The sequence below is a fragment of the Bordetella muralis genome (assembly GCF_965139205.1).
In the GTDB taxonomy this organism is placed as follows: Bacteria; Pseudomonadota; Gammaproteobacteria; order Burkholderiales; family Burkholderiaceae_B; genus Bordetella_A; species Bordetella_A muralis.
Genome location: NZ_CBCSIU010000010.1, coordinates 102,506 through 116,813, shown reverse-complemented (window position 1 = coordinate 116,813; position 14,308 = coordinate 102,506). Strand labels below are relative to the sequence as shown.

General features: G+C 60.0%; 13 protein-coding genes. 10 read left to right on the top strand and 3 right to left on the bottom strand.

What is annotated here, in order from left to right; genetic code table 11:
- Positions 1-38: 38 nt before the first annotated feature.
- Both dapA and ACNA0I_RS15925 read right to left on the bottom strand, forming a co-directional pair.
- Positions 39-1,007, bottom strand: a complete 969-nt coding sequence (dapA, locus tag ACNA0I_RS15930) for a 4-hydroxy-tetrahydrodipicolinate synthase (protein ID WP_415806969.1) — start codon at positions 1,005-1,007, stop codon at positions 39-41.
- A 385-nt stretch (positions 1,008-1,392) separates the two neighbouring features.
- Positions 1,393-1,884 (bottom strand): GAF domain-containing protein, encoded by a 492-nt coding sequence (locus tag ACNA0I_RS15925; protein ID WP_415806968.1) that lies wholly within the window; start codon positions 1,882-1,884, stop codon positions 1,393-1,395.
- 128 nt (positions 1,885-2,012) lie between these two features.
- Here ACNA0I_RS15925 and ACNA0I_RS15920 point away from each other — a divergent pair, with 128 nt between their 5' ends.
- The 4 genes from ACNA0I_RS15920 (at position 2,013) to ACNA0I_RS15905 (ending at position 5,332) form a co-directional block, all read left to right on the top strand.
- Positions 2,013-3,212, top strand: a complete 1,200-nt coding sequence (locus tag ACNA0I_RS15920; RefSeq protein WP_415806967.1) for an aminotransferase-like domain-containing protein — start codon at positions 2,013-2,015, stop codon at positions 3,210-3,212.
- A gap of 72 nt (positions 3,213-3,284) precedes the next feature.
- Positions 3,285-4,211, top strand: a complete 927-nt coding sequence (gene ubiA, locus ACNA0I_RS15915) for a 4-hydroxybenzoate octaprenyltransferase (protein WP_415806966.1) — start codon at positions 3,285-3,287, stop codon at positions 4,209-4,211.
- 34 nt (positions 4,212-4,245) lie between these two features.
- Positions 4,246-4,665: a DUF1090 domain-containing protein gene (locus ACNA0I_RS15910; protein ID WP_415806965.1), complete on the top strand. Its 420-nt coding sequence runs from the start codon at positions 4,246-4,248 to the stop codon at positions 4,663-4,665.
- Between the two features lie 274 nt (positions 4,666-4,939).
- Positions 4,940-5,332 (top strand): DUF4148 domain-containing protein, encoded by a 393-nt coding sequence (locus ACNA0I_RS15905; RefSeq protein WP_415806963.1) that lies wholly within the window; start codon positions 4,940-4,942, stop codon positions 5,330-5,332.
- A gap of 181 nt (positions 5,333-5,513) precedes the next feature.
- On the opposite strand, the gene glcC is transcribed toward ACNA0I_RS15905, so the two are convergent.
- The gene (gene glcC / locus ACNA0I_RS15900) at positions 5,514-6,278 is read right to left on the bottom strand and encodes a transcriptional regulator GlcC (protein ID WP_415806962.1); all 765 of its coding nucleotides are present in this window, start codon (positions 6,276-6,278) and stop codon (positions 5,514-5,516) included.
- Between the two features lie 224 nt (positions 6,279-6,502).
- Between glcC and ACNA0I_RS15895 the strand changes: the two genes are divergently transcribed.
- The 6 genes from ACNA0I_RS15895 to ACNA0I_RS15870 all read left to right on the top strand — a co-directional run bounded on the left by ACNA0I_RS15895 (position 6,503) and on the right by ACNA0I_RS15870 (position 14,293).
- A complete protein-coding gene (locus ACNA0I_RS15895) occupies positions 6,503-8,677 on the top strand; it encodes a malate synthase G (protein WP_415806961.1) in 2,175 nt (724 codons plus the stop codon).
- 185 nt (positions 8,678-8,862) lie between these two features.
- Positions 8,863-11,043, top strand: a complete 2,181-nt coding sequence (locus ACNA0I_RS15890; RefSeq protein ID WP_415807033.1) for a TonB-dependent siderophore receptor — start codon at positions 8,863-8,865, stop codon at positions 11,041-11,043.
- A 194-nt stretch (positions 11,044-11,237) separates the two neighbouring features.
- Positions 11,238-11,660 (top strand): PaaI family thioesterase, encoded by a 423-nt coding sequence (locus ACNA0I_RS15885; RefSeq protein ID WP_415806960.1) that lies wholly within the window; start codon positions 11,238-11,240, stop codon positions 11,658-11,660.
- Between the two features lie 74 nt (positions 11,661-11,734).
- A complete protein-coding gene (locus tag ACNA0I_RS15880) occupies positions 11,735-12,418 on the top strand; it encodes a nitroreductase (protein WP_415806958.1) in 684 nt (227 codons plus the stop codon).
- 51 nt (positions 12,419-12,469) lie between these two features.
- Positions 12,470-12,865, top strand: coding sequence for a RidA family protein (locus ACNA0I_RS15875; RefSeq protein WP_415806957.1), 396 nt, complete (start codon positions 12,470-12,472; stop codon positions 12,863-12,865).
- Positions 12,866-13,009: 144 nt separating this feature from the next.
- Positions 13,010-14,293, top strand: coding sequence for an MFS transporter (locus ACNA0I_RS15870; RefSeq protein WP_415806956.1), 1,284 nt, complete (start codon positions 13,010-13,012; stop codon positions 14,291-14,293).
- Positions 14,294-14,308: the final 15 nt, after the last annotated feature.

Here is a 14,308-nt window from a genome sequence, read left to right as displayed (position 1 = left end):
GCGGCATCCCCTGAACGGCAGAACCGGCTGCCCACGCATCAGGCCGCGATGCCCAGCCGGCCCGCAATCGGAAACGCCTGATTCAACCCGATGACGGCCGCCTCCAGCTCTGCCGCCAGGGCGGCACTGGCGTTGGGCATCGGGGCGCGCAGCACATCGGAAAGCAGCCCTTGCCGGGCCAAGAGCGCCTTGAGCGGCCCCGGATTCGGCTCGGCAAATACCAGGCGAATTGCGGGAGCCAGGGCATGGAACAATCCCCGCGCCACCTCCAATTGCTGCATCTGCACCGCCCGATGCATCGCCACGAACAGATCCGGGCGTATATGTGCAGCAGCCGCAATCATGCCACTGCCGCCGAGACACATGGTGGACAATGCCTGCAAATCCTCGCCCGCCATTACCTGCATGCCGCCATCGGCGATCAAGGCCACCGTCTTGTCCAGCGAACCGCCACAATCCTTGATCGCAGCAATATTGCCGTGCCTGGCCAGCGCCAACAGCGTTTCGGTCTCCAGCGTAGCCCCGGTGCGATACGGAATGTCGTAAAGCACCAGCGGCACACGTGAGGCGTCGGCCAGCGTGCGAAAGTACGTCAGCGCACCCTGCTGCCCCGGGCGCACGTAATACGGCGCAGGCGCCAACACCCCCGCCAGCGGCCGCGTCCCGAACGCCGCCAGGCGCTGCATCACATGCCCTTGATGATTCCCCGCCAACCCCATGACCACTGGCAGGCCCTGCGCTTCGTCGAGCACAGTATCCAGCACGGCCAATTGTTCCGCGTCGTCCAGCGCAGCGGCCTCGCCGGTGCTGCCGCAGACCACCAGCCCGTCCACGCCTGCGGATACGTAGTGACGGACCAGGCGCCGCAACGCGCCGCCGTCCACGGCGTCAGTGAAAACATGCCCGCCCCGCGGCGCCTTTGGCTGGCGGCCCACCTCACCGCTGAACGGCGTCACCAAAGGAATCCAGACGCCCTGGAAAATCGAACTAGAAGCAGAACTCGACATAAAGCACTCCTGATGCAATGCGGACCGTCAAAGGAACCGTGCAGAAGTGCTAAGGATGCTGGGGGATATTCGCCGCGTGTCATGCCGCCGGGTTTGCCGCCGTTCCGTCGCCCATCTGACGGAACAGCATGCTCCGGTCAGATGAGCGGCTGTTTTTTGGATTTCAGGCCAACGCACGTCAGCCCCACGCAGCTGGCGCGGAAAGCAACGACGGAGCGGATGGCCGGAAGCATTGGAAAAATAACGCGTACGCGAAGTGGGCGTAGAAGAAACCGAAATCTACCGGGCCGAGGCAAGGCTGTCAATTCGCGGCGACGTCTCAAGGAAGCGCAGATTTCCTGAGTCACAGATAAAAAAGCGTCCTGCCACGCGGCCTACGAAAACCTCACCGCTGCCCGAGACTTTCCAGAAATACGGCGCACAACGCCTCCATCCCTTGGCGGTCCTCGTCGTCGAAACGGCCAGGTTCGGGACTGTCCACATCCCAGACGCCCAGCAATTCGCCATTGAGCACCAGCGGCACCACCACCTCGGAACGCGACGCCGCGTCGCAAGCAATATGCCCCGGAAACGCATGCACGTCCGCCACGACCTGCGTCTGCCACTGGCTTGCCGCTGCGCCGCACACGCCGCGATTCAGAGCAATGCGCACGCAGGCCGGTTTGCCCTGAAAAGGCCCCAGCACGAGCTCTTCGCCGTTATAGAAATAGAAACCCGCCCAATTAATCGTAGGCAGCGCCTGATACGCCAACGCCGCAAAATTGGCGGCATTCGCAATCCGGTCCGTTTCGTCGGTCAACAACGCCCGGGCCTGGGCGGCAAGTTCGGCGTAAAAACGCGGCTTGTTATCGGTAGGAAGATCAGTGGCGGTAAACATGGAAATGTAACTGTACAGGCAACTTTCGAACCAAGTGATTTTAGGCCCACCCGCCCCGTGTGACGGCCTGCCTTGGCGTTGTGGGACAATATTTGCTCATTTTTTCCGTTCTTTTTCCAAAGTTTCCCATGGACCAGCCTCTCGAACCCGTGTGCGTGTTTTCTCAACGCGCCCAACAACTCACCAGCTCCGCCATCCGCGAAATCCTCAAAGTCACCGAACGTCCCGAGGTGATTTCCTTTGCCGGTGGCCTGCCAGCCCCCAGCGGTTTCCCGGTAGAAGTGGTACGAGCGGCGTTCGACAAGGTATTGGCCGACAACGGCCGCGCCGCCCTGCAATATGGTCCCACCGAGGGTTATGCTCCGCTGCGCAAATGGGTGGCCGAGGATCTGAACCGCGCCGGCGCAAAGGTCACGCCGGATCAGATCCTGATCGTCTCGGGCTCGCAACAAGCCCTGGATCTGTTGGGCAAAGTCCTGATCGATGAGGGCAGCAAAATCCTGGTCGAAGACCCCAGCTACCTGGGTGCACTGCAATCGTTCAGCCTGTACCAGCCCAAGTTCGTCCCCGTCGCGACCGATGAGGGCGGCCTGATCCCCGAGACCATTACGCCCGAGCTGGCCGCAGGCGCCCGTTTTCTGTACGCCCTGCCCAATTTCCAGAATCCCACCGGCCGCACCCTGACCCTGGAGCGCCGCAAGGCCCTGGTTCAGCGTGCAGCCCAACTGGGTCTGCCCATCATCGAAGACGATCCCTACGGCGAACTGCGCTACGCCGGCGAACCGCAGCCGGGTCTGCTTGCCCTGGCCAGCGAGTACGGCGCCAATGTCATCCGCCTGGGCACGTTCTCCAAGGTCCTGGCGCCCGGCCTGCGCCTGGGCTACATCGCCGCGCATCGCAGCATCATCGACAAGCTGGTCCAGGCCAAACAAGCCACCGACCTGCACACGCCGACGCTGACCCAGATGGCCGTCTACGAGGCGGTGAAAGACGGCTTCCTCGAAGAGCACCTGCCCGCCGTACGCGAGATCTACCGCGTGCAGGGCCGCTGCATGCTGGACGCCCTCGCGCAGGAATTCCCCGACACCGTCACATGGACCATCCCCGAAGGCGGCATGTTCCTGTGGGTCACGTTGCCCGAGCACATCGACAGCACCAAGCTGCTGGCCCAGGCCATCGAGCAGAACGTGGCCTTTGTTCCCGGCAAGCCGTTCTACGCGGGCAAACCCCAGACCAACACTTTGCGCCTGAGCTTTGTCACTGTCCCCGAGGACAAGATCCGCTCCGGCATTGCCACTCTGGGCAAATTGATCAAACAATACGTCTGATCTCTTACGTTGGGCGGCGCATTCCACGGCGCCGCCTTGTCCCAGCACACGCCTATCCACCGAGTTGTCATTATGGCGAGCGCGCAGCAAACCTCCTCTCCCGATCTGAACGACATCGTCTTTACCGACTGGGTCGAACGTTGGCTACCTAAATCGTGGCGTCCTTACGCACGCCTGTGCCGTCTGGACCGCCCTATTGGCACCTGGCTGACGCTCCTGCCTTGCATCGCCACGCTGATCCAGGCTGCCGGCGGTCTGCCGGAACTGGGTCGATTGATCGTGTTCTCGCTCGGCGCCTTGCTGATGCGCGGCATCGGCTGCACCGTCAACGACATGTGCGACCGCGATATAGACAAACATGTTGAGCGCACCCGGTTTCGTCCACTGACCAGCGGCCAGCTCAGCATGCGGCAGGCAGTGTGGTTCCTGCTGGGCCAGTTGCTGGTCTGCGGATCGCTGCTGTTTTTCATCAACGAGATGAGCCGTTGGCTGGCTATCGCCGTCCTGCCATTCGTGTTCATCTACCCATTGTGCAAGCGCGTCACCTACTGGCCGCAGGTTGTTTTGGGTATCTGCTTTAACTGGGGCATGCTGATGGCGTGGTCCGATACGCAAAACACCGTACCGCTGGGCGCCATTGCCATGTGGCTGGGTGCGGTGTTGTGGCAAGTCGGCTATGACAGCATCTACGCCTACATCGACGTGCGCGATGACCAGCAACTCGGCCTGCGCTCGACGGCCCTGCGATTTGGCGACCGTGGCAAACAATGGGTGGGCGGGTTTTATCTCGCCACCATCATTCTGTGGGCATGGGGCGGCTACGATATCGGCATGAGCTGGGCCTACCAGGTCGGTATCTTTGCCGTTGCGGTGCACTTGGCATGGCAGTTGTATATCTTTGATCTGCAACGGCCGGCACGCAGCTTCATGCTGTTTCGTGCGAACCTCTGGACTGGCCTGCTGCTGATCGCAGCAGCGTTGGCCGGTACACTCATCTGACGCCCGGATAGCGGGCATGCAACAAGGAGTCGTCATGTCCGTTCTACCCCGCCTGTCCTGCTGGCTTGCCGGTGCCGCCCTGTTGGTGCCGGCCCTCTATGTCCAGGCTGCCCCCGCGGCCGCCATCCAGGACTGCAGCGCCCTGCGCAGTTGCGCGGCCAAGTTCTGCCACATCGAAAACGACATCGCCGCCGCACAAGCCAACGGCAATACCCATCGCGAGGCCGGCCTGCGCCGTGCGCTATCGGAGGCCCGCGGATCCTGCACGAACGAGTCTTTACGCAAAGACCGTCTGCAGGCGATCGATGAACGCAAAGAAGAAGTCCAGGAACGCGAAGAAGAACTCGCCGAAGCCCGCGCCAAAGGCAAACAAGACAAAATCAACAAGGCTCAACGCAAACTCGAAGAAGCCCAGGCCGACCTGAAAGACGCGGAAGACGAACTGCAGCGCTAGCAGCGCACGGGGAATCCAAGCCCGAAAACGTCGTCGATGGGCGCCCCGGCAAGACGAGCTGACCCTGGCCCGTCGATTCCATTTATCATCTAAATCGCACGGTTTTCACAAAACCGTCACCAATTATCCTTATTTTTGGAAAAATATTTTCAGAAAACTAGGGTTTATCCCAGGTCTCAACAGGCACACAATGTCTTCAACGGGCAACAATCACACCCCCTAAAAATTTAGCTGCCGGGTGCGATGGTCCCAAGACAATGAACTGGAGATCGTCATGAAGACCCTTGCTACTGCCATCCTGTTATCCCTGGGTGTCGCCGCTGGCGCCCAAGCCGCTGATACCAACACACAACCCATGACCCGCGCCCAAGTGCAGGCCGAACTGGCTCAGGCCAAGGCCAACGGCCAATACAGCTTTGGTGATCTGGACTACCCGCCCACCGTCGCCGCCCAAGGCCCCGGCCTCAGCCGCGCCGAAGTCCAAGCTCAATTGGCCCAAGCCAAGACCGCCGGCCTGGTGACCTACGGCGAAGAAGATTACCCCGCCGCCGTGGCCGACAACGGCAGCCACCTGACGCGCGCTCAAGTACGAGCCGAACTGGCCGAAGCCAAAGCTTCCGGCAACTACTCGTTCGGCGACCTGGACTATCCGCCGTCCAATAGCTGATTGTCCCGATCGGGGGTCCCCCCTCCTCCCCCGGCACACTGGCCTCCTTCGGGAGGCCTTTGTGCGTCTGGAGACAGCGTCCATGCGCTCGACGCCGTACTGCCGTCCTGTGGCAGCACTGGCGATACCCATCCAGATCGACGAATATGAATTGCGTCGAGCCGTACCGCAGTAGGGCAGACTACGCCCAGCCCTCCAGGCGCAACGTCGCCCGTACCAGACGCTGTTCTTCTTGCTCAATCTCGCCCAAGCTTTGCCGCACGCTGTTGACATGATCCGTGGCGGCTTGATGGGCCTGATCCGGCAGACGCGCCGTCACCGCCTCGAACACGGCCGTGTGCTGACGATCAATTTGTTGCTTGTGCGGCTGGCGATGGTACAGATTATTCACACAGGCAAATACTGACCCCAGCATCAGGTCCGTCAACGATTGCAGTGTGTGCGTCAGCACTGGATTATGCGAGGCCTCGCACACGGCCAAATGAAAAGCGTGGTCCAGATGGGCGTGCGTCGCAATATCGGTGTCCTGCTCATGCGCGTCCATCATGGCCTGATAACGCCGGCGGATCATGATGAAATCCGCCTCGGTCCCTCGAATCGCCGCCAGGCGCGCAGACTCCCCCTCGAGCAGGGCGCGCACCTCCAGCAAGTCATACAGCGTGCGCGGCTGGGAATGGAACAAATGCACCAGCGGTCCCGCATCCACCTGTGAAATCGGCGCCACGAACGAGCCCTTGCCTTGCTCGGTGTGAATGATGCCGCGTGCGCGCAAGAGTTTCAGCCCCTCGCGCAGGGCCGTACGAGAAGCGCCGAGTTTTTCCGTCAAACGGCGCTCGGACGGCAATGCCTGCCCGGCTTTGAGCACGCCATCCATGATCAGGCGCTCAATACGTTCGGCCACCACGTCGGCGACCTGGCGTCCTGCTGTCGCAGTCTCTGTTTCCATACGGAGCTCACTGGTATGACCGGGTGATCACCTCTCATGCCGCATGCATGCGGGATCCAGTCAAGTAATTGAAATAGAACCATAAAAAAGCCCATTCCCGCAAATTCACACTAAATAAACTGGTATGACCAGCAGGTTCAGAGGTAGACATCGTGCCCGCATGCCCCGATCATGTAGGTTCATCGCGCTGGTTGCGCCCGCCCCTGATTTTTTGCGAGCAAAAGATGACTGAACGTATTGAGCAAGATGGCCTGCAAGTGGCGGCCGTGCTTCACCAATTCATCCAAAACGAGGCCTTGCCCGCAAGCGGCATTGCCCCTCAAGAATTCTGGCGCGGTTTTGCCGCCATCGTGCGCGACCTCGCGCCGCGCAATCGCGCACTGCTGGCAGACCGTGACCGCCTGCAAAATGAGCTGGACAACTGGCATCGCGCCAATCCTGGCCCAGTACGCGATCTCGCCGCTTACCGGGCGTTTCTCACCAAAATCGGCTACCTGCTGCCCGTTCCCGACGCCGTGCAAGTCAGCACGCCCGATGTCGACGCCGAAATCGCCGAGCAAGCCGGCCCGCAGTTGGTCGTACCCATGTCCAATGCACGCTATGCCCTGAACGCCGCTAACGCGCGCTGGGGCAGCCTGTACGACGCCCTGTATGGCACCGACGCCATCCCTCCGACACCCGGCGACACCGGCCGCGGCTATTTCCCGCAACGCGGCGAAGCCGTCATTGCCCGCGCACGCGCCGTGCTGGATCAAGCTGCGCCCCTGGCGCAGGGCTCGCATGCAGATGCCACGTCCTACACCATCGACAACGGCCAACTGGTCGTCACAACCCAACAAGGCAGCACCGGACTGAAAGACGCCGCGCAGTTCGTGGGCTATGTCGGCGAACCGCAGGCCCCGCAATCCATCCTGCTCAAACATCACGGCCTGCATATCGAAATCCAGATCGATCGCACGCACACCATTGGTGCCACGGATTCGGCCGGCGTCAAAGACGTGGTGGTCGAAGCCGCGCTGACCACCATCATGGATTGCGAAGATTCCGTCGCCGCCGTCGACGCGGATGACAAAGTGCAGATCTACCGCAACTGGCTCGGCCTCATGAAAGGCGACCTGACCGAGGAAGTCACCAAAAACGGCCAGACCTTCACGCGCCGCATGAATGCCGACCGCGAATACCGCACACCCGACGGCAAGAGCACACTGACCTTGCATGGCCGTTCGCTGCTGTTTGTACGTAACGTCGGCCACTTGATGACCAACCCGGCGATTCTGGATGCCAGCGGCAACGAGATCCCCGAAGGCATTCTGGACGCCGTGCTTACGACCTTGACGGCCCTGCCTGACCGTGCAAACAAACGCAATTCGCGCAAGGGCTCGATCTACATCGTCAAACCCAAGATGCATGGCCCCATCGAAGCGGCCTTTGCCAATGAATTGTTCGATCGAGTCGAGAACCTGCTCGGTCTGCCGCGCCACACGATCAAGATGGGCATCATGGACGAAGAGCGGCGCACCAGCGTCAACCTCAAGGCGTGCATCCTGGCAGCAGCCGGCCGCGTCGCCTTCATCAATACGGGCTTCCTCGATCGCACAGGTGACGAAATGCACTCCACCATGGAAGCAGGTCCCATGATGCGCAAGGGCGACATGAAATCCAGCGCCTGGATCGCCGCCTATGAGCGCAGCAACGTTCTGGTCGGCCTGGATTGCGGCTTGCGTGGCCGTGCCCAGATCGGCAAAGGCATGTGGGCCATGCCCGACCTGATGGCCGCCATGCTGGAGCAAAAAATTGCCCATCCCAAGGCCGGCGCCAATACCGCGTGGGTACCGTCACCCACCGCAGCCACCCTGCACGCCTTGCACTATCACCAAGTCGACGTGTCTGCCGTGCAACAGCAACTGGAAAGCACCAGACTCGCCGACGTACAAGACGAACTGCTCAATGGCTTGTTGATCGTCCCTGTCGGCAACCCCGCCGACTGGAGTCCCGATGACATCCGCCGCGAACTGGAAAACAACGCCCAGGGCATCCTCGGCTATGTCGTGCGCTGGATCGACCAGGGTGTCGGGTGCTCGAAAGTCCCGGACATCAACGACGTCGGCCTGATGGAAGACCGCGCCACGCTGCGTATCTCCAGCCAGCACATCGCCAACTGGTTGCGTCATGGCATCACGACGCGCGAACAAGTGCAGGAAACTCTCGAGCGCATGGCCAAAGTCGTCGACCAGCAAAACGCCAACGACCCGCTGTATCAACCCATGGCCGGTCATTTCGATACGTCCGTTGCGTTCCAGGCGGCCAGCGCCCTGGTGTTCGAAGGCCTGACGCAGCCCAACGGCTACACCGAGCCATTGCTGCATCGTTATCGCCAGGAGTACAAAGCGGCGCATTGAGTCCGCACATTCCGCGATGATCTTTCGACGGGCCCTTGATAGGGCCCGTTTTTTTTTTGTTTTTATCGATTACCGCACTCAAACATTTCAAGAATTAAAAGTAATTGCGAATTACTCGCATTTTCAATAAAAAGATAGGTTTTCCTTCTATCTTTCCTGTCTGGAGCCCCTCCGTGGCTTACTCAATGTACTTCCGGCAACGTCCTGCATGGTTCGGTGTCCAACGTCCCAGTCTGCCTTCGGTGCTGGCCCTGGCCTTGGCTGGCGTCTATGCGACTTGCGCCCAAGCGCAGTCCATTGACGCACCGAGCGCAACCACTGCATCGAGCGTGACGCAAATGCCAGCCGTCACCATTCAGGCCGATACCCTCGATGACTCGCTGGAGCACCTGAACACCCCGGTGAACGCAGGTGCATTGGGCAGCCGCACGCAACTCGAAACACCGTTCTCCAGTACCGTTGTCACCGCTGCAGATATCGAAAACCGCCAGGTTTCCAAACTGGGCGACGTGTTTGCGCTGGACGCCTCTGTAGGCGATAACAGCTCGTCCAACGGGGCCTGGGCCAGCTATCTGACCGTGCGTGGCCTGCCCCTGGATTGGCAGAACTCGTACCGCATCGATGGCAAGCCCTTTGTCAGCTATGTCACCACCTTGCCCTATGAGCAATTCGAACGCATCGACTTGCTCAAGGGCGCCTCGGGATTCATGTACGGCTTTGGCGCGCCGGGCGGCATGCTGAACTACGTCACCAAGAAACCCACCGACGAGCCTGTACGCAGCATCACACTAGGCTATACCTCGCAAAGCGTGCTGCGCGAATCCGTTGATCTGGGAGGCCGCGCCGGCGATGACGGACGATTCGGCTATCGGCTCAACGCGACTCACGAAGAAGGCACCACCTACAACGACGGCTCGCTTTATCGGGACTCGGTTTCGTTGGCACTGGACGCGCGTCTGACTGACAAATTGACGTGGGACTTTCAGTCCATCTACCAGGACCGCAAAGCCATCAGGCAGGACGCGACCATCACCGCGGCAGGCATGTCGGGCACCTCGCTGCCCTCGCCACTGCGAGCCGATAACAACAATCTTCAGGGCGAAGGCCCTTATGCCGACAACGCTTTCCGCTTTTACTCCACAGGCCTGAAGTATGCGGTGAACGACAACTGGAACGTCAGCACCCACTACACCTATAACTCCACCCGTACACGTCGCAACGAAGCCGTACTGTCGCTGACCAATAGCGATGGCGACTACGACGATTACCGTTCCGACTATGGAGAGGCCTATTCCTATAATCAATGGGAAGCCATGGCCGAAGGCAAATTCAGTACCGGCCCGCTCAAACACCAGGTCGTGCTGGGCGTGTCGTGGCAAAAGCAAAAGAACGATTACAGCTCCAATGGTGTGTATCAGCTCCAGGGTACAGGCAATCTGTATGAGCAGAATCCCAACACCTATTACAGCGAAGGCCAGCTCGATCTGTATCGCGCCGCAGAGATCACACAGAAAGCGGCGTTCGCCAGCGACACGATCGACTTGACCGGCGGCTGGTCGATCCTGGGCGGTCTGCGCTACACCAATTATGAGCAGCAAGGTTTTGATGCCGCAGGCGTTCGGTCGGAACCCTATGAGAAAAACGGCGTCCTGACACCGACCGTGGCGCTGATGTACAACTTCACGCCGCAGACCATGGCGTATGCCAGCTACATCGAATCCCTGGAACCGGGCTCGGTCGTGGGCAATACCTACGAGAACCGCGGTGCCCTGCTCAGTCCACTCAAGAGCAAACAATACGAGCTGGGCATCAAGACCGAAAACGAGGATTGGTCAGCGACCGCCGCGCTATTTCGCATCGAGAAAAAATCGGAGTACGCCCGGCAGCTCGCAGACGGAGGACAAGAGCTGGTGCAAGGCGGCAAGTCGATTTACCAGGGCCTGGAGCTCGGCGCCTCGGCGCGCGTCGCGCGGGACTGGAATGTCGGCGGCAGCATCATGCTGCTCGATAGCGAGTACAAGAAAGGCGCCGATCACAACGGCAACCGCGTCGCGGGCGCACCCAAATTCATCGCCGCGGCACAAGTTGTCTATGATGTGCCGCAACTGCCGGGCCTGAAACTGCGGGCCGATGCCAAATACACAGGGGGCATCATGCTGGACGCGTCGAACAACATCAAGGTCGACGACTACACCGTCTTTAATATCGGCGCCACCTACGACACGCGCATCTATGGCTACAACACGACCTTCCGTGCCGGCATCAACAACCTCACCAACAAGCGCTACTGGCTGTATCAGTCGGAGAACTACATCAAGGCGGGCGATCCGCGCACTTATAGTTTGAGTGCCAGTATTGCGTTCTGAGCAACCCGGGGACTGATACACGCCAGCCGTGCTGGCATCAGGCGCAGCAGGTATCACGAGGCGGACGATGAATGATCATCGTCCGCCTCGCCGCTTGTGACAGGGCTCAGCCGACAAATTGATCTATCAACGGTATCATCAATGGTTGTATCCGGGCGTACGCACCCGATTTCACTATCCATTGCCACCGTACCATGAGCCGTTTCGAAGACAATCCTTTTCTGCACTCGCTAGGCGCCACAATCGAGAGTTGGGGCGACGGCCGCGTCGTCATTCGCATGGCGCTGCAACCGAACCATCTCAACCGCCAAGGCGCGTTACAAGGCGGTGTGGTCTCCGCCCTGCTGGATGCTGCCTGTGGTTATGCGGGTATCGATCCCAATCATGCCGAACGCAGCAACTCCGTCACCATCTCGCTGGCCATCAACTTCATCGGTTCCGTCAAAAGCGGCCATGTCCTGGCAACCGGCACGGTCACCGGCAGCGGGCGCAAGATTTATTTCTCTCAAGCCACGGTGACCGCCCCCGACGGCCGCGTATTGGCCTCCGCACAGGGATCATTCAAATACGGCAGTCCGCGCGTCAATACTGATGCGCCAGAGGTGCCAACCGTCTGATCCGTGACTTGAACTCGTTATCCTCGAATCGACGACGCATCGATCAGGATGCCGCTATCCCAGGAACCACTGAAATGAACGATGCACCGCACGCTATTGAACAAGCCATCGTCTCGCGCCAAAGCATTCGAGGTTTCTTGCCCAAGCCAGTGCCAGAGGAACTGATTCGCCGGATCCTGGAGGCCGCCGCTCGTGCGCCCAGCGGCAGCAATATCCAGCCCTGGAAAGTACACGTCGTCACCGGCGCTCGCCGCGATGCCCTGTCCCAGGCATTGCTGCAGGCCCACGCCCGCCACGAACCGGAACGCCGAGAGTATCAGTACTATCCGGTGAATTGGCGCAGTCCCTATCTGGATCGGCGGCGCGAAACAGGCTGGGGCCTGTACAGCCTGCTGGGCATTCAGAAAGGCGATCGCGAGGCCTCGTCGCAGCAGCATGCCCGTAACTACGTGTTCTTCGACGCTCCTTGCGTACTGCTGTTCACCATCGACAACGACATGGACAAAGGCAGCTGGCTGGATTACGGCATGTTCTTGCAGAACATCATGATCATGGCTCGTGGCTGTGGCCTGGACACCTGCCCGCAGGCAGCTCTGGCTAATTACCCCGACATCATCAAACAACAACTGGGCATCCCGGACGATCAGATCGTCGTGTGCGGCATATCGCTGGGCTATCAAGATCCCGACGAGCCAGTCAATCAATACCGCACTACGCGCGTTCCGGTAGACGAGTTCACGGTTTTTCACGACGGCTGACCTCACGTCACGCATATCGATATCGACTTTTCAACTATACGGAGCTATTCCATGTCGACCAGCCCCCCATCCTCTTCCAGCCCGATCAAACGCCTGCCCAATTTTTCGCTGTACCGCCGCGCAGGCGACCTGGTTTTCGTATCCGGCCAAATGGCATTCGGCGAAGGCTTTCGCCTGATCGGCGACGACGTCGCCACGCAGACGCACGTCTGCCTGGAAAACATCGAACGCCAGCTCAAGGCAGCCGGGCTGACCGCACGCGACATCGTCAAGGCCACGGTCTGGTTGACCCGCACCGAGGACTTCGCCGCGTTCGACGCGGCCTATGGTGCGTTTTTTGGAGATGCCACCTTGCCTGCGCGATCGACCGTGCGTGCCGATCTGATGGTGCCGGGCGCCTTGATCGAGATCGAAGCCATTGCTCAAGCTGGCGCAGGCCAGGCCTGAGTTTGGCGCTATCCTTGCATTCGAGGCCGCATTAGTGCGACCTCGGCACACCAGCCGGACGACATCCTGTTTTCCGGCTTTGTATTTAACGCTGTCTGACAGCATTCCATTAAACGCTCTGTCTCACTTTCGGACACTTCATCCATGGACACCGCATCAACGGTATCGCCAGCAACGGGCAAGGCCTCTCCTTCGGCAGGACGCCTGATCGCCGCCGCCTCAATCGGCAATGCATTGGAATGGTTTGACCTGGTGGTTTACGGCTTTTTCGCCGCCACCATTTCGCGCTTGTTTTTTCCGAACGAAAACGAAACGATTTCGCTGCTGATCACGTTGGGTACCTTTGGCGTATCGTTTTTCATGCGTCCGCTGGGTGCATTGGTGCTGGGCGTGTACGCCGATCGTGTCGGCCGCCGTGCTACCTTGACGCTGGCCATCATGCTCATGATGCTGGGCACATTGATGATTGCCGTCATGCCCACCTATGCTGCGATCGGTATCTGGGCGCCCATCGGCATTGTGATCGCGCGCATGATCCAGGGCTTTTCCGCAGGCGGAGAGTTCGGCAGCGCCACCGCCTTTCTGGCCGAACACAGCCCGAACCGCCGCGGCTTCTTTGCCAGCTGGCAAGTCGCCAGCCAAGGCCTGACCACCATCCTGGCCGCCGGTTTCGGCACAGGACTGAATGCCTGGTTAACGACCGAACAACTCGAGAGCTGGGGTTGGCGTGTGCCGTTTTTCTTTGGCCTCTTGATCGGCCCCGTCGCGTATTACATTCGCACGCGTATCGACGAAACACCGGAGTTTCTCGCGGCAGAGCGTACAGAATCGCCGTTGGCCGACACCTTCACGCAACACCGCACACGCCTGATCCTCGCCATCGGCTCCGTCGTACTGGGCACGGTTGCGACCTATCTGATCCTCTACATGCCCACGTATGCGGTCAAACAACTGGGTATCCCCGCGTCCGCCGCGTTTGCCGCGACCCTGGTCACCGGCGTCGTTCAATTCATCTTTGCACCCATGGTCGGACACTGGTCCGATCGCCACGGCCGCACAGGCATCATGCTGACCTCGGCAGTGCTCTTTCTCGTCTTGATGTATCCGCTGTTCTTGTTGCTGAGATCGTCGCCCACCTTTGCCACCATGATCGTGGTGCAATTCGTGATCGGGGTCTTGTTGGCGGGCTACTTCGGCGCGCTGCCTGCGTTGTTGACCGATCTGTTCCCGACCCAGTCGCGCACGACCGGTATGTCACTCGGCTACAACATCGCCGTCACGATTTTTGGCGGATTCGCGCCGTTCATCATCGCCTGGCTGATATCAGTCAGTGGCAACAAGCTCGCGCCGAGCTTCTATGTCATTTTCGCGGCCGTGATCAGCTTGATCTCGCTCCTCTCCGTACGCAAGAAACTGGGCCTGCGCTAAAACCATAGGAAACCA